Origin of the sequence: Achromobacter xylosoxidans (genome assembly GCF_014490035.1) — a bacterium.
GTDB lineage: Bacteria > Pseudomonadota > Gammaproteobacteria > Burkholderiales > Burkholderiaceae_B > Achromobacter > Achromobacter bronchisepticus_A.
The window spans coordinates 6,467,508-6,484,612 of sequence record NZ_CP061008.1; the positions used below are offsets into that span (position 1 = coordinate 6,467,508).

The following is a 17,105-nucleotide window of genomic DNA, read 5'->3' on the forward strand; positions in this document are numbered from 1 at the left end:
TCAGGGATGACCGCTATGGGTGGCGTGCGCGTCGCTCCAGCGGCGGCCCTGCGACAACAGGTAGGCCTCCAGGTAGGCGATGTCTTCCTGGTTCAACTCGGCCGCGCCCGCGCTGGCGCGATCGCGTGGGCACTCCGAAGCCTGCATCCGGCCTTCGGACCAGACGCGGGCCGCGCCCGTGCGGGACAGTTCAAAGCGCGCACCCGAGCGGGCCCAGCCCAACAGACGCGCGCTGGGAATCAGTTGACGGGTTTGATAGACACCGTGCGGCGTCGGCGCCGCAGGCACGACCAGTGCGTCGCCGACATCCACCAGACGGCTCGCGGCGCCGGGTTTGCCAGGCGTGTAGGTCAATACCGTAAGAGGGCGTAATGGCATTTGGCTAGCATGAGTCGCCAGGCGGCGTTGCGAGCCACGGACTGGTCGGGATTCGAGGGAAAGGGGTTTGGCCGCCGGACAAGCAACGCCAAATATTCGACGCTGATGAGCTATTTTTTCGAATAATTGAAAGATGTTCGACGAAGTAGAGGAATCCCGAAAATTGAATTCAGGTAAAATTCAGGAATGAAACGCGCATCTTATCAAAACGTAAGCAAGGGCGGTACTGCATGAGCGCCCCTACCGTCCCTCCCCACAAGCCGGTCTCGTTCCTCCAATCGTTTCTCCGCTCCGAAGCGCTGGGCGGTTATGTCCTGATGCTGGCCGCGCTGGTCGCCCTGGTGGTGGCCAACAGCCCGGCCGCGCCGGCCTATTTCAGCGTGCTGGAGACCAAGCTTGGCTTCCAGGCGGGTCCGGTCGTGCTCAAGGAAACCGTGCTGCACTGGATCAACGACGGCCTGATGGCGGTGTTCTTCCTGTTGGTCGGGCTTGAGATCAAGCGCGAAGTCCTGGACGGCCAGCTGCGCGGCGCCGCCCGCATCGTGCTGCCCGGCATCGCCGCCCTGGGCGGCATGGCGCTGCCCGCGCTGATCTACGTGCTGATCAACTTTGGCAGCCCCGGCACTTTGCGCGGCTGGGCCATTCCGGCCGCGACCGACATCGCCTTTGCGCTGGGCATCCTGGCGCTATTGGGCAGCCGCGTGCCGACCTCGCTGAAGATCTTCCTGACGGCGCTGGCCATCCTGGACGACCTGGGCGCCATCGTCATCATCGCCTTGTTCTATACCGCCGAACTCAACGTGTTCGCGCTGAGCATGGCGGGCGCCCTGCTGGTCTGCCTGTTCTGCCTGAACCGCTCCGGCGTGCTGCGCCTGACGCCGTACCTGCTGATCGGCGCCGTGCTCTGGTACTTCGTCCTGAAGTCCGGCGTGCATGCCACGCTGGCCGGGGTGGCGCTGGCGCTGACCATTCCGCTGCGCCCGCAGAACCAGGGCCATCCGGGCGCGCATTCGCCCCTGCATGCGCTGGAACATGCGCTGCATAAGCCGGTCGCCCTGCTGATCGTGCCGATTTTCGGCTTCGCCAATGCCGGCGTGTCGTTCGCCGGCATGGGCCTGGGCAGCCTGGCGGCGCCCGTGCCCATGGGCGTGGCGCTGGGCCTGTTCCTGGGCAAGCAGCTGGGCGTGTTCGGCTTTGCCTGGCTGGCCATCAAGAGCGGCATTGCCACCCTGCCGCGCCACGCCAGCTACATGCAGCTGTACGGTGTGTCGCTGCTGTGCGGCATCGGCTTCACCATGAGCCTGTTCATCGGCGCCCTGGCGTTCAGCGACCCGGCCGCCATCGACGCCACCAAGATCGGCGTGCTGACGGGCTCGCTGGCGTCCGCCGTGGTCGGCTTCCTGGTGCTGCGCACCTGCGGCACGCGCGCCGGCGCCGCGGAAAATCCTTGAACGCCGGTTGAGTAGGGACGGCGGGCGCTAAAGTAGCGAGGTCCGCCACCCTTCCCTGGAGCCGCCATGAAACCGTCCGCCATCGCTGTGCAACGCGTCTACGAGGGCTTGGGCCCGGAAGGCAGCTACCGGGCGTTGGTGGACCGCATGTGGCCGCGCGGACTGCGCAAGGCGGACCTGCACCTGGACGAATGGGCCCGCGACATCGCGCCCACCCTGGAACTATGCAAATGGTTCAGCCACATCGAAGACCGCTGGGAAGAATTCCGCCAGCGCTACCAGGCCGAACTGGCGGAACCCGAACAGCAGGCCCGCATGGCTGCCCTGCTGGACGCGGCCGGCGACCGTCCGCTGACCCTGCTCTACGGCGCCCGCAATACTGAACACAACCAGGCCGTGGTGCTGCGCGAGGTCCTGCAGGACTATGTCCGGCATCACCGCAAGCGCAAGGCCTGACGCCCCCCACGTTTTGCTACCCTAGCCCGCTTTTATCGACCGGCGCGCAGCCGCACGCCGACAGTCTGTCTTGAGGAACCCCATGTCTTTCAGCTCCGACGCCTGGGCGCGCAACGCCGCACTCTACGAAACCACGCGCGACATGCCGTTCAACCGCGAACTGGCCAGCGGCCAGCTCGACGAGAACGCATTCAAGCACTACATGATCCAGGACGCGCACTACCTGGTGGCCTTCGGACGCGCGCTGGCCATCGCCTCTGCCAAGGCCGACGACGCCGACGGCGTGGTGCAGTTCGCCGACGCCGCCAAGGGCGCGGTGGTGGCCGAACGCACGCTGCACGCGGGCTTCCTGAAGCAGTTCGGCATCGATGACGCCACCTTCGAAGCGACGCCACTGACCCCGGCCTGCCACCACTACACCAGCTACCTGATCGCCACCGCCTGGAGCGCGCCGTACCCGGTAGCGCTGGCGGCCCTGCTGCCGTGCTTCTGGATCTACGCCGAGATCGGCCGCGAAATCCATGCGCGCGCGGCCCAACCCAATCCCTATTCGGCCTGGATCGAGGCCTATGCCTGCGAGGACTTCCACGCCCTGGTGCGCCGGGTCATCACCACGGTCGACCGCGTCGCCGAAAAGGCGTCCGCCGAAACGCTGGCGCAGATGCACGCCGCGTATACGCGTGCCGCGCAGCTGGAATGGATGTTCTGGGATTCGGCTTATCGGCAGGATGGGTGGCCGGTTTGAAGCAAGACGGGCCGGCTCACCCCGGCCCGCGGTCCGCGCTATGCCAAAATCCCGCCCATGCCGACCGACAACCGACTGACTCCCCTAGCCCTCTCCGCCCAGACGGCGCAACTGCCAGCCGCCTGGCAGGAGGCTTTTGCCGCCAAGCCTGTGGCCGATGCCCTGGCCGCCGTGACCGCACATGTGGAAAGGCGCCTGAGCGAAGGTGCGACCATTTACCCCGCGACGCCTTTCCGCGCCCTGCACGGCCTGGAGCCGTCGGACGTGCGCGTGGTGATCCTGGGGCAGGATCCCTATCACGGCCCGGGCCAGGCCCAAGGCCTGGCCTTCTCAGTACCCGACGACTGCAAGCGGCCGCCCAGCCTGCGCAACATCTTCAATGAGATCGTCCAGGAGTTTCCGGGCACCCGCGTACCGGCCGGCAACGATCTGAGCGATTGGGCGGATCAGGGCGTGTTGCTGCTGAACACCGCGCTGACCGTGGAAGACGGCCAGCCCGCTTCGCATGCCAAGCGCGGTTGGGAAACGGTGACGGACGCGTTGATCGCGCTGGTCGCGCGCGACCCGTCGCCCAAGGTTTTCATGCTGTGGGGCGCCCATGCCCAGGCCAAGCGGGCGTTGCTGCCGGACAACAGCGGCCACCTGGTCCTGATGTCCAACCACCCCTCCCCTCTGTCTGCCAGAAGGCCCCCGGTGCCCTTCCTGGGCTGTGGCCATTTCCTGGCCACCAATCAGTGGCTGACCAACCAAGGGAAAAACCCTATTGATTGGGCGCTGGACAAAAAAATAATTCCCATGCAGGGCGAATTCGGGTTATGATCGCCGCACTGCACAAAACGAGTTCGGCATTTACCGCCTTGATTTAGCGGAAGTTTTCGCAGTCTGCCGGGTGACACAGTCCCGGCCCCATGCCGAACTATCATCGATTCCTGACCTCCTTTCCTTTCGCCCTGCGTTCCACTCAGTACACGAGAACGCGCCACGCGCACGGTTGATTCGGTCGGCACGATGCTCCATCAACCGTCGCCTGGATCCGGCCGCCTAATCCCCTGGCCCGACCAAGCACTGCGTCGCATTGATTGCGGCAAGGGAAAGTAATGTCTTTCGAAAACCTGGGTCTTGCGCCCGCTCTGTTGTCGGCCATTCAAGACGCTGGCTTCACCTCCCCCACTCCTGTCCAAGCTTCGGCCATTCCGCAAGCGCTGGCTGGCCACGACCTGATGGTGTCCTCGCAGACGGGTAGCGGCAAGACCGCGGCCTTCATGCTGCCGGCCCTGCACCGCATCGCCCAGATGCCCGCCAACAAGGGCGTCGGCGTGCAAGTGCTGGTGCTGACCCCGACCCGCGAACTGGCCCTGCAAGTCACGGACGCCACCGCCACCTACGGCCGCAAGCTGGCCGACCTGCGCACCGCCACCGTCGTGGGCGGCATGCCTTACGGCGCGCAGCTGAAGGCGCTGTCGCGCCGCGTGGACGTGCTGGTCGCCACCCCGGGCCGCCTGATCGACCACCTGAACTCGGGCCGCGTCAAGCTGAACACCGTGCACACGCTGGTGCTGGACGAAGCCGACCGCATGCTGGACATGGGCTTCATCGAAGATATCGAGACCATCGTCAGCCGCCTGCCGGAAGGCCGCCAGACGCTGCTGTTCTCGGCCACGCTGGACGGCACCGTCGCCAAGCTGGCCTCGCGCATGATGCGCGAGCCGCAGCGCATCGAGATCGCCGGCGCCAAGGAAAAGCACACCAACATCACGCAAAGCCTGCTGTACGCGGACGACGCCAGCCACAAGATGCAGCTGCTGGACCACGTGCTGCGCGACGCCTCGCTGGACCAGGCCATCGTCTTCACGTCGACCAAGCGCGGCGCCGACGATCTGGCCGACCGCCTGGCCGACCAGGGCTTTGCCGCCGCCGCCCTGCACGGCGACATGAACCAGCGCCAACGCACCCGCACGCTGTCGCAACTGCAGCGCGGCCAGCTGCGCATCCTGGTCGCCACCGACGTGGCTGCCCGCGGCATCGACGTGCAAGGCATCAGCCACGCCGTCAACTTCGACCTGCCGATGCAAGCCGAAGACTACGTGCACCGTATCGGCCGTACCGGCCGCGCCGGCCGCAGCGGCCTGGCCTTTACGCTGGCCACGCATTCCGAGCGCCACAAGGTCCGCCGCATCGAGCACTACATCGGCCAATCGATCACCCCTGAAGTGATCGCCGGCCTGGAACCCAAGCGCACCCCGCGTCCCTCGGCTGGCGGCGCCGGCCCGCGCGGCGGCAAGCCGTTCGGCAAGCGTCCCGGCGGCGGCTACCAGGGCAACCGCGAGGGTCGTTCCTTCGGCGGCCCGCGTGGCGAGTTCAAGCCGCGTGAAGGCGGCTATCAAGGCAACCGCGAGGGCGGTCCGCGCGAAGGCGGCTACCAAGGCAATCGCCCGTTCGGCGACCGCCCGGCCCGTTCCTTCAGCGATCGTCCGAGCTTCGGCGACCGTCCGCAGCGTGAAGGCGGCTACCAGGGCAACCGCCCGTTCGGTGACCGTCCCCAGCGCGAAGGCGGCTTCCGCGGCGGCGACCGCGATTCGCGCCCCAGCTACAACGACCGTCCCAGCTATGGCGACCGCCCCCAGCGCGATGCCCGCCCGTTCAGCGAGCGCGGCCCGCGTGAAGGCGGTTTCCGTGGCGGCGACCGCGATTCGCGCCCCAGCTACAACGACCGCGCCAGCTTCGGCGACCGCCCGAGCTTTGGCGACCGTCCCAGCTTTGGCGACCGTCCGCAACGTGAAGGCGGCTTCCGCGGCGGCGACCGTCCGGAAGGCGGTTTCCGTGGCAAGCCCTCGTTCGACAAGCGCCCCGGCGGCCCCGCCAAGCGCTTCGGCAAGTCGGCTGACCGCCGCGGCTAATCCGCCCGCTTGAGCCCAACACAAACCCCGCGCCTGTCGCGGGGTTTGTTTTTTGGGAAAATGTCCGCTTGTCCACGCACCGCCCGACCATGCAACGATCCGCCCCCGCCAACCTGCCCGCCCTCTCTCCCGCCGCCCAGGAACACAGCGCTGCCGCAGCGGCGCACCTGCGCGCCACCATCGCCGCCCACGGCGGCTGGCTGTCGTTCGACCACTGGATGGCGCAAGCGCTGTACGCGCCCGGGCTGGGCTATTACGCGGCCGGCAACGTCAAGCTGGCCGACGCCGACGGTGACGTCCGCGCGCCCGCCGGCGACTTCGTCACGGCGCCCCAGCTGACCCCGCTGTTCGCCCGCACACTGGCCCGCCAGGCGGCCCAGGTGCTGCGCCAGACCCAGACCGACGCCGTGCTGGAATTCGGCGCCGGAACCGGCGCCCTGGCCGAAGGCGTGCTACGCGAATTGGACGCGATGGGCCTGGATCAGACCCGCTACCTGATCCTGGAAGTGTCGGCCGACCTGCGCGCCCGCCAGGCTGAACGGCTGGCGGCATTCGGCGAGCGCGTGCAATGGCTGGACGCGCTGCCCCAGCGCTTTGCCGGCTGCGTGCTGGCCAACGAAGTGCTGGACGCGATGCCGGTGTCGATCTTCCGCTGGAGCGAGACCGGCGAAGTGCTGGAACGCGGCGTGGCGGTGGACGCCGCGCAAGGCTTCGTCTGGGAAGACCGACCCGCACCGCCGGCGCTGGCCGCCGCCGTCGCCGCCCGCATGCCAGCCCTGCCCGGCTACGTGTCCGAGATCAACCTGCAAGGCGAAGCCTGGATCGCCGCCATGGGCGGCTGGCTGGAGCGCGGCGCGGCGCTGTTGGTGGACTATGGCTTTCCGCGCAGCGAGTACTACCATCCGCAGCGCGCCGGCGGCACGCTCATGTGCCACCTGCGCCACCACGCCCACGGGGATCCATTCACCGCGCCGGGCTTGCAGGACATCACCGCCCATGTCGATTTCACCGCCATGGCGGATGCCGCGCTCGAGGCCGGCCTGCAGGTCCTGGGCTATACCTCGCAGGCCCGCTTCCTGATGAACGCGGGGCTGATGGATCTGTTGGCGCAACTGGACCCGAGCGACGTGCAGCAATACGCGCAGGCCGTGGCGCCCGTGCAGAAACTCCTGTCTGAATCGGAGATGGGCGAACTGTTCAAGGTATTGGCGGTGGGACGCGGCATTACTGAACCGCTGGCAGGGTTCTCGCGCGGCGACCGGCTAGGCAAGCTGTAAGAACGCGTGGCGGCCCGCATGCATGGCCGCCACGTTTCAAATCGATAGCGGAATCACTGCGCCCGCAGGCGCTCCAGGCGCGCGGCGCGCACCTGCTCCTTGATGCGCGCCGGCTCTCCGGCGCAAGCTTTGGCGATGGCCCCGGCATCCACGCCGCGTACGATCGCCACGCGCGACTGCCAGGCCGCGCGGTCCACGGAACGCAGCACGGCAGCCGTGTCCAGCAAATCCAGAAAACGTTCCGGCTTGCGCAGCGCATCGGCGCGCTCCATCAGCGCCAGTTGCGCATCGGCAGCATCGCCACCCTGTTCCACGGCATCGAGGCCCGCCAGCACCTCCGGCAACAGCCGTGCGTAATCGTTGCATTCGGTAGGCACGCGCAGACGACGGCCCATGGCATCGCGTTCGGGCGTCAGCCGGCACAGCAAGGCATAGCGCCCCGGCAGCGACAGGCCCTGCGAGGCCGCGCGATCCACATCGGCCGCGGTCTGTTCCACGCCTTGCAGCTCGGGCATCACGCGGGCCAGCGCGCCGCATTGCTGCAATATGCCCAGCATGCGCGACGGCGCCGCCGCCATCAGGCCGCGCGACAATTCCTTCCAGACCCGTTCGGCCACCAGCGCGTCAGCCTCGCCGGCCTCGACCATGCTGCGGCACAGCGCCAGGGTCTCGGGCGCCACGGAAAAATCGGCAAAGCGCGCCGCGAAGCGGGCCAGCCGCAGGATGCGTACCGGATCCTCTTCGAAGGCCTCGCCAACATGACGGAAGATGCGGTCGCGCACGTCGGCGGCGCCGCCCAGGGGATCGACCAGCTCGCCATCCTGCCTCTGCGCGATGGCGTTGACGGTGAGGTCGCGGCGGCGCAGATCCTCTTCCAGCGTGACGTCGGCGCCGGTATAGAACGTGAAGCCCTTGTAGCCACGCCCCGACTTGCGTTCGGTGCGCGCCAGCGCGTATTCCTCTTTGCTGCGCGGATGCAGAAACACGGGGAAGTCGCCGCCGACCGGCACGAAGCCGCGGCGCGCCATGTCCTCGGGCGTGGCGCCGACCACGACCCAGTCGTGGTCGCCGGGCGGCAGGCCGAGCAGTGCATCGCGCACCGCTCCGCCCACGATATAGACCTGCAGGCCGTCCGTGGCCGGATCCCGCGTCATGGGATCGAGGTGCTTTCCGCGCCCAGCGGCACGATGTTGCCCAGGCGTTCCTTCAGAGACTGGGACTGGCCGGTGAACATGGCCGCGTAATACACCGAGTTGGACATCACGTTCTTCACGTAGGTACGCGTCTCGTTGAACGGGATGGTTTCGGCGAAGATCGCGCCTTCCACCGGATGCGTAAAGGTCGAGCGCCAGTTATGCGGACGGCGCGGGCCGGCGTTATAGCCTGCGCTGGCCAGCATCTGCGAACCATTCAGGTCGCGCAGCACCATGTTGAGGTAGTTGGTGCCGAGTTCGGTGTTGGTGTCGAAGTCGTTGACACTGTCGGGCGTGAAATTGCTCATGCCGATCTTGCCCGCGACCCACTTGGCCGTGGCCGGCATCAGCTGCATCAGGCCGGAGGCGCCGACGTGCGAGCGCGCATCCATGATGAAACGCGATTCCTGGCGGATCAGGCCATAGACCCAGGCCGGATCCAGCGCGATGGCGTTGGCCTTGGCGGTGACGCGGCCCTCGAAGGGCGCGATGAAGCGCTGGCTGAAGTCGAACTCTTTTTCCGTGCGGTCGGAGGTGTTGACCACGCGGTCGTAGATGTTCTCGGCACGCGCCAGTTCGGCGGCGGCCATCAGTTGGCGGTCGCTCATGCCGCGCAGCGTGAAATTCCATTCCGGCACGGCTTCGGCGCGCCAGCCCAGGCGGAACAGCTGGATCGCACGGCGCAGGCCGGGATTGGCGCGGGCCTCGGTGATTTCCTGGTCGCTGAGGGGCGCGGGGCGCGGCGGCACGGTGATGCGGCGGCCCAGTTCCTCGGCGGCCAGTTGGCCGTAGAAGTCGAAGCGGTCGGCAATGCTGGCGTAGGCGGTGGCGGCCTGTTCCTTGTTGCCGCGCGCGGCCTGGCCACGGGCCTTCCAGTAGATCCAGGACGAGTCGGCCTGCTGCGAGGCGGGCATCTGGTCGATGGATTCGATGACCCATTTCCAGTCGATCTTGGGCTGGCGCAAGGCGGCCCGCACCTTCCAGGCGGCGTTGTACTCCGTCATGCGGATGTGGCCGGCCTCGTGGTACCAGTCGTCCGCACGGCTGTCGAGATTCAGCGCGGCGACCAGCGCGTACTGGCCGCGCACCCAGGCCAGGTTCGACTTGGCCATGGACTTGGACCAGTCCCCGGACTTGCCCCATTCGCGGCGCAAGTAGGAGTCGGCCACGCTGACGTCCGAACGCGCCAGGCGCGCCAAGGCGATGGTCACCAGTTCCTTCTCGTTGCGGCCCACTGGCTGACGGCTCTGGCGCGTCAGCCACTTCATGGGATCCTTCATGAGCAGGTCATAGGTTTTCAGGTCGCCCGGCTCGAACATGTACTGCGCGAACTTGCGCGCATCGGCCGTCTTGTTGGCTTCGATGGCGTCGCGCAACTGGGGCTCCAATTGCTCCCAGCCCATGATGCCGTCGGCAACCAATTGGTCGTACAGCGCCCAGCAGGCGCCGCCGGGCGCGAACACGGCCGCGGCCTGCGCCGCCGTGGCGCGCTGCCCGGTCATGTGCTTGGCATCGAGGATGGCGCACTCGATCTGCGCATTGCTGTTCTTCACGGGCGCCAGCTTGCGCACGGTTTCGAAGTCCCCGCTGCGGGCCGCGGCCAGCAGCCAGTCGCCGCGCAGGCGGTCGGCCAGGTAGGCGTCGGAATTGCCGCTGATGAACTTCTGCAGGTCGGCGGTGGGCCGGCCGGTGGCGGGCGGGGTCCACAACTGGTAGCGCAGCAGCCAGTATTCGGGATACATGCCCAGCGGATCCGGCTTGGCCTGCGGCACCAGCGCGCCCAGCACGGACCACTGCTTGCGGTTCATGGCTTCGCGCGCGGCGACCACGGCGGCCAGCGCGGGGGTCTGGGACGTCGGCGGCAGGCCGGCCAGCACCGCGGGCGGCACGGAAATGGCGGGTTGCGCAGCCTGGACGGCTGGCTGAGGTTGGGGCTGGGTGTTGACCGATGCGCTGCGCTGCTGCGCATCCACGGGCGCACAGGCCGCGGTAAACAGCGCCAGCAGCGGCAACCAGCGGCGCAGGCCGGGAGCGGCTTCGGCGGCGGCGGCGGACCCGGATTTCCGCGCGGTTTTCTGATACCGTCCGGGTTGCAGAGTCTGTGTCATGCCCTGTCCCTCATACACTGGCCTTGCCGTACGCCAGCATGCCGGAAATCCACATGTTCGTCCGCATGCGTCCGCACATTCGCCATCATTTGTCCATCCCTCTTACAGCCACCGCATGACTACGCAAAATACTCCAGAGGATACCGCAGTACCGCTACGCGCGCGATTGCGGAAACTGCGCGCCGAACTGCCGGAAGACCAGCGTAGCCGCGGCGGCCTGCTCATGCGCGCGCGGCTGTTCACCTGGCTGAATGTGGCGCGCGACGAAGCCGTGCGCGCGGGCCGTCCCGCGCCCGCCACCGTGGCCGCTTTCTGGCCCATGGCCGACGAGCCCGACCTGCGCCCGCTGCTCGAGCAATGGGTCGAAAACGGCGTGGCCGTGGCGCTGCCCGTGGTGCGCGAACGCAACGCCCCGCTGGCCTTCCTGCCCTGGACGCCGGACGCCGAATTGCGCGCCGGCCCCTATGGCATCCAGGAACCCGTCGCCGGCGCTGAACTGCTGCCCGACGTGGTGCTGGTGCCCACCCTGGGCTACACCGAACAGGGCGATCGCCTGGGCTACGGCGGCGGCTACTACGACCGCACCCTGGCCGCGCTGCGCGACCGCGGCCATCCGTTCATCGCCATCGGCATCGCCTGGAGCTGCGGCGAACTGGACGCCGGCTATGAACCCGCCAGCCACGACTTCCCGCTGGACGCGGTGCTGACCCAGGACGGCTGGGTGCCCCAGGCGCCGCTGGAACAAGGCGGCACCGGCGGCACCACGCTGCACAGCTTCCGCATGAACTGACGCACCAGCTTTGCCCCACCGGTTTGCACCAAAACGGTGCACGGCCTATCATAGAGACTGCCGCCGGGCCTAGCCCAGACCCCGGCCGCAGCACGCGGCGCCCGCGCACTTCCGCGCGCTTTCTTCGGCAGCGCCGCCCCGCCCGTTCCCCTGGCCAAGCATTTCCGCGCCAGCCCCGCTGACCCCGTTCCACCCGCCAGGCCCGGCCAATCCGCGCCCGGCGCCCACGCCATCCCCTGGCCTCAGCCGCCGCGGCGATGGCGCCGCAACGCCCTTCGGAGGATATTGGTCCTCAGGGGCGCCCCCGCGCGTGCCGGCCAGGCTGGCATGCGGGTTGCTTAATCCCTAGCAACCGGCCGGATATCGGCCGGACGGCGGCCGCGCGCAGACCGGCCGCCGGCACTGTACCGGAGGAGCCATGAAGGACAGATCACCCCGTCCCGCCGCCTATGACGAAATGCGCGACAGCGCCGGCGGCATACGCTCCCACTACCAGGCTTTCGAGCGCTGGCATGACGAGCAGTCCGCGCAGGCCATGGCCGCGCGCCGCCTGGAAGCGGACCTGAGTTTCCGCCGGGTCGGCATCACGTTCTCGGTGGCGGGCGACGCGGCCGGCACCGAACGCCTGATCCCCTTCGACCTGATCCCGCGCGTCATTCCCGCCGCCGAATGGCGTCTGCTGGAAGCCGGCCTGAAGCAGCGGGTACGCGCGCTCAACATGTTCATCCACGACATCTATCACGGGCACGACATCGCGCGCGCGGACGTGGTGCCCGCCGAGCAGGTGTTCCTGAACGCCCAGTACCGCCCCGAGATGCAGGACGTGGACGTGGCGGAGGACATCTACTGCCACATCGCCGGTGTGGACATCGTGCGCGCCGGCGCGGGCGAGTTCTACGTGCTGGAAGATAATCTGCGGGTGCCATCCGGCGTGTCCTACATGCTGGAGAACCGCAAGATGTCGATGCGGCTGATGCCCGACGCCTTCAGCCGCATCAAGGTGGAGCCGGTGGCGCACTACCCTGACCTGCTGCTGGACAACCTGCGCGAAGTCGCGCCGCACGGCGGCGACGATCCCACCGTGGTGGTGCTGACGCCCGGCATGTACAACTCGGCCTACTTCGAACACGCCTTCCTGGCGCAGCAGATGGGCGTGGAGCTGGTGGAAGGCCAGGACCTGTTCGTCGAACAGAACACCGTCTACATGCGCACCACGCAGGGACCCCGCAAGGTGGACGTGATCTACCGCCGCCTGGACGACGACTTCCTCGATCCGCTGTCGTTTCGCGCCGACTCCGCACTGGGCGTACCGGGCCTGCTGTCGGTGTACCGCGCCGGCCGCGTCACGCTGGCCAACGCCATCGGCACCGGCATCGCCGACGACAAGTCCACCTATCTGTACGTGCCGGACATGATCCGCTTCTATCTGGGCGAGGAGCCGATACTGTCCAACGTCCCCACCTGGCGCTGCAACCGGCCGGACGAGCTGTCACATGTGCTGGCCCACATGCACGAACTGGTGGTGAAGGAAGTCCACGGCTCCGGCGGCTACGGCATGCTGGTGGGGCCGTCGGCCTCGCGCGCCGAGGTCGAGGCCTTCAAGGACCGCGTGCGCGCCAACCCCGCCAACTACATCGCGCAGCCCACGCTGGCGCTGTCCACCGTGCCGACCTACGTGGAATCGGGCGTGGCGCCGCGCCACGTGGACCTGCGGCCCTACGTGCTATGCGGCAAGGACATCCGCACCGTGCCGGGCGGCCTGTGCCGGGTGGCGCTGACCGAGGGCTCGCTGGTGGTCAACAGCAGCCAGGGCGGCGGCACCAAGGACACCTGGGTGCTGGAGGAGGACTGAACATGCTGAGCCGAACCGCAGACAATCTGTTCTGGATGTGCCGCTACACCGAGCGCGCCGAGAACACCGCCCGCATGCTGGACGTGAACCTGCAGATGTCGCTGCTGCCGCAGGACGCGCAGCGGCGCGAAGGCTCGTGGCTGGCCGTGCTGCGCATCTCCGAGCTGCAAGGCCTGTACCAGAGCAAGTACGCCGCCATCTCGCCGCACGACGTGCTGCAGTACATGGTGCGCGATCCCGAGAACCCCTCGTCCATCTATTCCTGCATGCGCGCCGCCCGCGAGAACGCGCGCGCGGTGCGCGGCAGCCTCACCACCGAGGTCTGGGAAACCTACAACACCACCTGGCTGGAACTGCTCAAGCACCTGCATACGGGCTTGCTGGAGCGCAATCCGGGCGAGTTCTTCGAATGGGTCAAGTTCCGTTCGCACCTGGCGCGCGGCGTCACCATCGGCACCATGCTGGAGGACGAGGCCCTGTACTTCCTGCGTATCGGCATGCACCTGGAACGCGCCGACAACACCGCCCGCATGCTGGACGTGAAGTTCCATGAACGCGGCGCCAACGGCCATGACGGCCGAACTGAGCCCGCCGGCGCGGCCGCGCTGCAGAGCGAGTTCTACCGCTGGTCGGCGTTGCTCAGCTCGGTGTCGGGCCTGGAGATCTACCGCAAGGTGTACCGCGACGTCATCACCCCCGACCGCGTGGCCGAGCTGCTGATCCTGCACGGCGACATGCCGCGCTCGCTGCTGGCCTCGATGCGCGCGGTGGCCGACGACCTGGCGCGCGTTTCCAACCAGCGCTCGACCGAAACCGAAAGGCGCGCCGGCATGCTGTGCGCGGAACTGCAATACGGCCGCGTCGAGGACATCCTGGCCAGCGGCCTGCACCAGTACCTGGAGCACTTCCTCGACCGCATCAACGATCTGGGCAACCGGATCAGCCAGGACTTCCTGGTACCGCTGTCGGCCTAGGCAGGAGAGCAGAATGAAACAGATCATCACCCACGTCACTCACTATCGCTATACCGCCCCGGTCACCTACAGCATCCAGACCTTGCGCCTGACCCCGCGCGACGACGAACACCAGCGCGTGCTGCGCTGGCACATCGAAGCGCCCGGCGACCTGGACAAGCAGGTGGACGCCTACGGCAACATCACGCACACGCTGACGCTCAACCAGCCCCATACCGACATCGAGCTGCGCGTGGTCGGACAGGTGCTGGTGGCGCCGCTGGAACGCGGCCTGCTGGGCAGCGAGGACAGCCGCCTGCCGGTGCACGCCTATTGCGTGCAGACGCCGCTGACCCAGGCCGACGACACCGTCATGGCCTTCGTGCGCGAGGCGCTGCCTGGCGGCCTGCATACGCCGGACGACATCCTGGCCCTGGCCACGGCGGTCAGCGATCGCGTCGCCTACGAGCCCGGCACCACCGACGTCACCACCGCGGCCAACCAGGTGCTGGCCATGGGCCACGGCGTCTGCCAGGACCACGCCCACCTCTTTCTGGCCTGCGTGCGCGGCCTGGGCGTGCCCGCGCGCTACGTCAGCGGCTACCTGTACACCACCGCCGAACACGCGGCCAGCCACGCCTGGGCCGACGTCTGGCTGCCCGACGTGGGCTGGACCAGCGTCGACATCACCAACCGCCAGTTCGCCTCGGACTGCCACTGCCGGCTGGCGGTGGCGCGGGACTATGACTCGGCCTCGCCGGTGCGCGGCGTGCGCAACGGCGGCGGCCAGGAATCCATGGAGGTCAGCGTGCAGGTCCAGTCCAGCGCCCAGCAGTAACATCCCGCCGGCCTCGCCGCAATACAATGCGGCGTGGTTTTCCCAATTTCTGATCATGACCTACTGCGTCGCAGCCCGCCTTGATTCCGGCCTGGTGTTCCTGGCCGACTCCCGCACCAATGCCGGAGTCGACCAGATCAGCGTCTTCCGCAAAATGACCGTGTTCGAACGCCCGGGCGACCGCGTCATGGTGCTGATGAGTTCCGGCAACCTGGCGGTCAGCCAGGCGGTGCTGAACGCCCTGGCGCGTCAACACGACGAAGACGGCGAAACCGTCTGGAACGCCCCCGACATGTTCGAGGCCACCCGCCGCGTCGGCGCGGCGGTGCGCAGCGTCTACCACCACGAAGCCCCGGCCCTGCGCGAGCAGGGTGTGGACTTCAACGTCAACCTGATCTTCGGCGGCCAGATCGGCACCGAGCGCTGCCGCTTATTCCAGGTGTATTCGGCGGGCAACTTCATCGAAGCCGGCCAGGAATGCCCGTACTTCCAGATCGGCGAGGCCAAGTACGGCAAGCCCATCCTGGACCGCGTGCTGCGCCCCGACACCTCGCTGGACGAAGCCGCCAAGTGCGCCCTGATCTCCATGGATTCCACGCTGCGGTCGAACATCTCGGTGGGCCTGCCGCTGGACCTGCTGGTCTACGACACGCACTCGCTGCGCGTCACGCACTTCGCCAGCATCGACGAGCACAACGAATACTTCCGCATGATCCGCGGCACCTGGGGCGAACGCCTGCGCCAGGTCTTCGCCGAGATCCCGGACCCGCTCTGGACCAATCCCGACTCGCCCGATTCGCTGGTCCCTCCCAGCCGCGTGCACCAGCCCCTGCGTGCGGAGCCGGTGGATGCGCCCGTGTCGAACTATTCGGCGCCGCAGGTGCTGGCGGAAGATCCGGGGAAGGATCAGGCGAACTAGGGACCGTTGCCGACAGGAACACGCCGAGTCTCCCAGGCTGAAACCCGGGATTCCGTCTGATACCGCAAGTTCCCGCGCACATTTGCGTGTTCCGGACGCCTTGATCCCTTGTGGCACGACCGGAATCGGCATAGAGTTTCTTCAACGTATATGCACGCCATATGCCCACCTTCCGAGGCCCGCGCAATTCACTGCTGCGGGCTTTCGTGTTCTTGTGCGGCATGATCGTTGCCACGATGAATTTGAGTGCGATCTTTCCATTCACTGAAGGAAAATCGACCGTCTCCCGCGCCCTACACTGCTTCGATTCGCATACAAGCCATGTGTCGGGCAAAGGGTTACGTCATGCATTACGTCATGTACCTGGACGAGTTCGGCCACATCGGACCCTTCGTCTCCCGTGATCATGGCAAACACCGGACGAGCCCGGTGTTCGGATTCGGCGGGTTGGTTTTGCCTGTGGAAACCGTGCGCGAATTCGCCATCTACTTCTACAAACTGAAATGCCATCTATTGAAGTTCGAACTGGAACGGCAAGACCAACCTGCGTACCGCTGGGAAAAGAAAGGCGCACAACTCTATACCGTCCGGAATGTTGAAAAGTACCAGCAGTTGCGGACCGAAACGGGGCGTTTGCTGAACCGGATCAGACAAATCGGCGGACACGTGATCTACAGCGGTGAGCAAAAGACAACAGACGCGACATCGCATCAACCCGCAGAGATCTTCAAGCAGCAATTGCTACGCATAGTCCGACGCGCGGATCGGTTTTTCTCGGCAAGACAGGCCACCTTCATGCTTTTGATCGACGAACAACAGGCGGGCAGCCGGTGGCGCGAAATGAATGTCGAAGCCTGCACGCTGGCGATGTTCGAAGATGCCACCGACCAATGCAGAACGCTGGTCGAGCCGCTGATTCAAGGTGAAAGCCACCTGTTCCAGACCCTTCAATGCGCTGACTGGATCTGCAGCCTGGTGGGCCGGCTGTGCGCCTTCCAGGTGGCGTCCGCGCAGTACCGAGACTGGGAGATTTTTCACCGTTACTTTCATGACCGCCTGCAAGCCGCAGCCCTCCCGTGCAGCGGACTCGGTTCGCAGGACGAGCAGGAAAATCCCCCGCTCATATCGCCTTCCGCGTAAACCCTCCTTTCCAGCAACCGAAACCCGGCTTGCGGAACCGCGAATTCTCATCCGGGCGCTGTCGCGCCACACTGGTGTCCGGCCGTCATGCTTTGCCTTGGGGGCCCC

Annotated in this window: 15 protein-coding genes; 12 read left to right on the forward strand and 3 right to left on the reverse strand. The window is 67.0% G+C overall.

Translation table 11 applies throughout. The features are described 5' to 3' along the window. Positions 1 to 378 (reverse strand): hydrogenase, encoded by a 378-nt coding sequence (locus tag IAG39_RS30045; protein ID WP_118933247.1) that lies wholly within the window; start codon positions 376 to 378, stop codon positions 1 to 3. 230 nt (positions 379 to 608) lie between these two features. On the opposite strand from IAG39_RS30045, the gene nhaA reads away from it, so the two are divergent. From nhaA to IAG39_RS30075, 6 genes are all read left to right on the forward strand, one after another. Next, a complete protein-coding gene (gene nhaA, locus IAG39_RS30050; protein ID WP_118933248.1) occupies positions 609 to 1,829 on the forward strand; it encodes a Na+/H+ antiporter NhaA in 1,221 nt (406 codons plus the stop codon). Between the two features lie 66 nt (positions 1,830 to 1,895). Then, entirely contained in the window at positions 1,896 to 2,285 is a 390-nt protein-coding gene (locus IAG39_RS30055) for a DUF488 domain-containing protein (RefSeq protein ID WP_118933249.1), read from the forward strand. Positions 2,286 to 2,367: 82 nt separating this feature from the next. Further along, positions 2,368 to 3,030 carry a thiaminase II gene (gene tenA, locus IAG39_RS30060; RefSeq protein ID WP_118933250.1) on the forward strand — a complete coding sequence of 221 codons (663 nt, stop codon included), beginning with the start codon at positions 2,368 to 2,370 and terminating at the stop codon, positions 3,028 to 3,030. 57 nt (positions 3,031 to 3,087) lie between these two features. After that, positions 3,088 to 3,849: a uracil-DNA glycosylase gene (locus tag IAG39_RS30065; RefSeq protein ID WP_118933251.1), complete on the forward strand. Its 762-nt coding sequence runs from the start codon at positions 3,088 to 3,090 to the stop codon at positions 3,847 to 3,849. A gap of 278 nt (positions 3,850 to 4,127) precedes the next feature. Next, positions 4,128 to 5,927 carry a DEAD/DEAH box helicase gene (locus tag IAG39_RS30070; RefSeq protein WP_118933252.1) on the forward strand — a complete coding sequence of 600 codons (1,800 nt, stop codon included), beginning with the start codon at positions 4,128 to 4,130 and terminating at the stop codon, positions 5,925 to 5,927. 89 nt (positions 5,928 to 6,016) lie between these two features. Next, on the forward strand, positions 6,017 to 7,204 hold the full coding sequence (locus IAG39_RS30075) for a class I SAM-dependent methyltransferase (protein WP_118933253.1): 1,188 nt from the start codon (positions 6,017 to 6,019) through the stop codon (positions 7,202 to 7,204). 53 nt (positions 7,205 to 7,257) lie between these two features. Here IAG39_RS30075 and IAG39_RS30080 read toward each other — a convergent pair whose 3' ends face one another. Then, positions 7,258 to 8,358, reverse strand: a complete 1,101-nt coding sequence (locus tag IAG39_RS30080) for a tRNA CCA-pyrophosphorylase (protein WP_059374140.1) — start codon at positions 8,356 to 8,358, stop codon at positions 7,258 to 7,260. Continuing rightward, on the reverse strand, positions 8,355 to 10,505 hold the full coding sequence (locus IAG39_RS30085) for a lytic transglycosylase domain-containing protein (RefSeq protein ID WP_059374139.1): 2,151 nt from the start codon (positions 10,503 to 10,505) through the stop codon (positions 8,355 to 8,357). Before IAG39_RS30085 ends, IAG39_RS30080 begins: the two co-directional genes overlap by 4 nt. Before the next feature lie 115 nt (positions 10,506 to 10,620). Here IAG39_RS30085 and IAG39_RS30090 point away from each other — a divergent pair, with 115 nt between their 5' ends. From IAG39_RS30090 to IAG39_RS30115, 6 genes are all read left to right on the forward strand, one after another. Then, on the forward strand, positions 10,621 to 11,295 hold the full coding sequence (locus IAG39_RS30090; protein ID WP_059374138.1) for a 5-formyltetrahydrofolate cyclo-ligase: 675 nt from the start codon (positions 10,621 to 10,623) through the stop codon (positions 11,293 to 11,295). A gap of 418 nt (positions 11,296 to 11,713) precedes the next feature. Beyond that, positions 11,714 to 13,147 (forward strand): circularly permuted type 2 ATP-grasp protein, encoded by a 1,434-nt coding sequence (locus tag IAG39_RS30095; protein ID WP_118933254.1) that lies wholly within the window; start codon positions 11,714 to 11,716, stop codon positions 13,145 to 13,147. Positions 13,148 to 13,149: 2 nt separating this feature from the next. Further along, positions 13,150 to 14,121 carry an alpha-E domain-containing protein gene (locus tag IAG39_RS30100; protein WP_059374137.1) on the forward strand — a complete coding sequence of 324 codons (972 nt, stop codon included), beginning with the start codon at positions 13,150 to 13,152 and terminating at the stop codon, positions 14,119 to 14,121. A 13-nt stretch (positions 14,122 to 14,134) separates the two neighbouring features. Further along, entirely contained in the window at positions 14,135 to 14,938 is an 804-nt protein-coding gene (locus tag IAG39_RS30105) for a transglutaminase domain-containing protein (RefSeq protein ID WP_118933255.1), read from the forward strand. Between the two features lie 55 nt (positions 14,939 to 14,993). Further along, on the forward strand, positions 14,994 to 15,857 hold the full coding sequence (locus IAG39_RS30110) for a proteasome-type protease (RefSeq protein WP_059374135.1): 864 nt from the start codon (positions 14,994 to 14,996) through the stop codon (positions 15,855 to 15,857). A 345-nt stretch (positions 15,858 to 16,202) separates the two neighbouring features. Beyond that, entirely contained in the window at positions 16,203 to 16,997 is a 795-nt protein-coding gene (locus IAG39_RS30115) for a DUF3800 domain-containing protein (RefSeq protein ID WP_118933256.1), read from the forward strand. Positions 16,998 to 17,105: the final 108 nt, after the last annotated feature.

Bases quoted from the DNA above. Each gene is read 5' to 3' on its own strand.
- IAG39_RS30045 (WP_118933247.1), bottom strand. From the start codon at position 378: ATGCCATTACGCCCTCTTACGGTATTGACCTACACGCCTGGCAAACCC.
- nhaA (WP_118933248.1), top strand. From the start codon at position 609: ATGAGCGCCCCTACCGTCCCTCCCCACAAGCCGGTCTCGTTCCTCCAA.
- IAG39_RS30055 (WP_118933249.1), top strand. From the start codon at position 1,896: ATGAAACCGTCCGCCATCGCTGTGCAACGCGTCTACGAGGGCTTGGGC.
- tenA (WP_118933250.1), top strand. From the start codon at position 2,368: ATGTCTTTCAGCTCCGACGCCTGGGCGCGCAACGCCGCACTCTACGAA.
- IAG39_RS30065 (WP_118933251.1), top strand. From the start codon at position 3,088: ATGCCGACCGACAACCGACTGACTCCCCTAGCCCTCTCCGCCCAGACG.
- IAG39_RS30070 (WP_118933252.1), top strand. From the start codon at position 4,128: ATGTCTTTCGAAAACCTGGGTCTTGCGCCCGCTCTGTTGTCGGCCATT.
- IAG39_RS30075 (WP_118933253.1), top strand. From the start codon at position 6,017: ATGCAACGATCCGCCCCCGCCAACCTGCCCGCCCTCTCTCCCGCCGCC.
- IAG39_RS30080 (WP_059374140.1), bottom strand. From the start codon at position 8,358: ATGACGCGGGATCCGGCCACGGACGGCCTGCAGGTCTATATCGTGGGC.
- IAG39_RS30085 (WP_059374139.1), bottom strand. From the start codon at position 10,505: ATGACACAGACTCTGCAACCCGGACGGTATCAGAAAACCGCGCGGAAA.
- IAG39_RS30090 (WP_059374138.1), top strand. From the start codon at position 10,621: ATGACTACGCAAAATACTCCAGAGGATACCGCAGTACCGCTACGCGCG.
- IAG39_RS30095 (WP_118933254.1), top strand. From the start codon at position 11,714: ATGAAGGACAGATCACCCCGTCCCGCCGCCTATGACGAAATGCGCGAC.
- IAG39_RS30100 (WP_059374137.1), top strand. From the start codon at position 13,150: ATGCTGAGCCGAACCGCAGACAATCTGTTCTGGATGTGCCGCTACACC.
- IAG39_RS30105 (WP_118933255.1), top strand. From the start codon at position 14,135: ATGAAACAGATCATCACCCACGTCACTCACTATCGCTATACCGCCCCG.
- IAG39_RS30110 (WP_059374135.1), top strand. From the start codon at position 14,994: ATGACCTACTGCGTCGCAGCCCGCCTTGATTCCGGCCTGGTGTTCCTG.
- IAG39_RS30115 (WP_118933256.1), top strand. From the start codon at position 16,203: ATGCATTACGTCATGTACCTGGACGAGTTCGGCCACATCGGACCCTTC.